General features: G+C 57.3%; 1 protein-coding gene. It reads left to right on the forward strand.

Features of this window, described 5'->3' with window-relative positions:
- Positions 1 to 182: 182 nt before the first annotated feature.
- Positions 183 to 1216 (forward strand): diaminobutyrate--2-oxoglutarate transaminase (locus NKJ01_RS36160; protein ID WP_352735367.1); only part of this gene is annotated, 1034 nt, incomplete at its 3' end.

A 1216-nucleotide genomic window follows, 5' to 3' on the forward strand; every position in this document is an offset into this window, starting at 1 on the left:
TCGCCGCATCTATGCGTGCCTCGCAAAACAACGCTCATTTCCTGCATTGAGGTGCGATCATTCGCGTAATGCAGTGCCTCTAACGCGCTACATTCACCAGGCCGGGGACTGAGCGGTCCGATCCTCAACCACATAAGCTGGCCTGAAGCGGTGCCGGCTGCCAATTCGAAGGAGTTCGCCCTATGAACAAGGAGTTCACGCCTGCTAAGGATGTAAGTCTCGCGCTCTTTGATCGCCTCGAGTCTGAGGTGCGCAGCTATGTCCGGGCGTTCCCGGTCCTGTTCGATCGCGGGATTGGCACTACCCTCATCGCCGCAGACGGTCGGGAATACCTCGACTTCTTCGGGGGTGCAGGCGCCCTGAATTACGGACATAACAACCCAGCCTTCAAGAGGGCATTGCTGGATTACATCGAGCGCGACGGAATTGTGCACGGGCTCGACCTTGCCACCTCCGCCAAGAAGGCATTCATCGAAGCTTTTGAGCAGTACATTTTGAAGCCCCGCGGTCTGACTTATAAATTGCAGTTTACGGGTCCCACAGGTACGAACGCGGTCGAGGCGGCCCTGAAGCTGGTTCGCCAAGTGACCGGCAGGTCAAACATCGTCTCGTTTACGAATTCGTTTCACGGGGTCAGCGCTGGAGCGTTGGCAGCGACCGGAAACAAGGAGTTCCGAAATGCTGCCGGCTTTCCCCTCGCGAACGTGACGTCATTGCCTTACGAGGGTTATCTCGGCGCTTCGGTTGACACGATCGATTACTTCGAGAAGCTTCTCGATGATCCGAATAGTGGCCTCGATAAACCCGCCGCGGTGATCCTGGAAGCAGTCCAAGGTGAAGGGGGCATTAATGCTGCCAGCGTTGAATGGCTGCAGCGGCTGCGTGACCTGACCTCGCGGCACGAGATCCTGATGATCCTCGACGACATCCAGGCTGGTGTCGGTCGCACGGGCAAATTCTTCAGTTTTGAAGCGGCAGGGATCGTGCCAGACATCATTACCCTGTCCAAGTCGTTGTCGGCGATCGGAACGCCGATGGCCCTGGTCCTCATCAAGCCTGAACTTGATGTTTGGGCGCCTGCCGCGCACACCGGTACGTTCAGAGGCAACAACTATGCTTTCGTTACCGCTCGTGCGGCTCTTGAGGCCTACTGGTCCGACTCCAAGTTTGAGGACGAGATCGCCCGCAAGTCTGCCATCCTCGCCGAGGAACTTAA

It is taken from the genome of Mesorhizobium sp. M0276 (genome assembly GCF_040321755.1).
Taxonomy (GTDB): Bacteria; Pseudomonadota; Alphaproteobacteria; order Rhizobiales; family Rhizobiaceae; genus Mesorhizobium.